Origin of the sequence: Mesonia aestuariivivens (assembly GCF_019311235.1) — a bacterium.
Taxonomy (GTDB): domain Bacteria; phylum Bacteroidota; class Bacteroidia; order Flavobacteriales; family Flavobacteriaceae; genus Mesonia; species Mesonia aestuariivivens.
Window position 1 is genome coordinate 1 of record NZ_JAHWDF010000054.1, and the last position, 1,187, is coordinate 1,187.

Consider the following 1,187-nt stretch of genomic DNA (forward strand, 5'->3'; position numbering starts at 1 on the left):
GGACGAGCTTCTATATTAAGGTATAACTTTCCTAAATTGATTTCATCTGTGATACGACATCCTGTAGTATTGTGGGTAACCTGAATATACAAGAGTTCTTCATCACTAGCCTGATAACCAAAGGGAACTTCATTTTCTCCAGCTAAAGCATCTAAAGGATTACTATGAAAACTTATCGTATAATCTTCGATCGATCCATTGCTTGTCGCATTAGCATCTAATAAATCTACTAAGACTGAAGCATCAAAATCATCATTATTATAATCATACACATAACCTGGCACGTCTTCTGGATAAAAGCTTGCTGTAAGTCCTGCTGGATCGTCGGAACATAAGGTATAACCAAATTCTAAGTCTGCTATAGCTTGGTTTAATACCGGCGCACCATAGACTACCAGTTCAAAAGGGACTACTACGTAACAGAAGTTACCCGTAGCATTACTATCTATACGGGCATAAATTACCTGTACATTGGTTGCATTTCCATTTTCATCGACCTCATTGTACACTGGCTCATTCACATAAGCACTAGGGTCACTTATTAGCGCTGCAACATCTTGCGTATCTGCACCTTCTTGGGTTTTGTAATAACTAATGCTTACATTCTCCCCTTGAGTAATTAACTGACCGCTTAAGGTTAAATCGAAAGCTTCTAAGGCTACTCCATCATTACTATCGTTATCACAGGTTTCTTGACGCAATACATCAGGGTCTGTGGTCGAAGGACTTGGTAATGGTAATACTTGCAAATCAAAACTTACCTGAGCGCTACACTGGGTAGCGGTTTGCGCTGTATTCTCTACCACAACATAAATGGTCTGTGGGTTGATGATATTCTCATATTCTTCTGGATTATCGATCGCCACACCATTATCTAAATCTTCTTGACTGGCATAATAAGTGAAGTTATACGCTGAAGGCACCCCAGGTACACCGCCAAAGATTTCGGTTTCCTTTTCAGTTAAATCGAAAAGGGTCATACTATAGGGTACATTATCATAATCATCATCACACTGATCTAAATTGGTAGGATTAACCACCTCAGGTAGTGCATTCACATGTAAGCTAAAACTATTATCACCCGCAAAACCAAAGGTGTCTATACAGCCTGTATCAGTGTTTTCTAAACGTACATAAATACGCTGAGGGTTAGCGATATTAGTATAGTTGGTAGGTACTGCAATAGC

1 protein-coding gene is annotated in these 1,187 nt (G+C 39.3%); it reads right to left on the reverse strand.

Translation table 11 applies throughout. The features are described from left to right. A partial coding sequence (locus KW502_RS15240; RefSeq protein WP_500793362.1) for an FIDD domain-containing protein occupies positions 1–1,187 on the reverse strand: 1,187 nt, incomplete at both ends.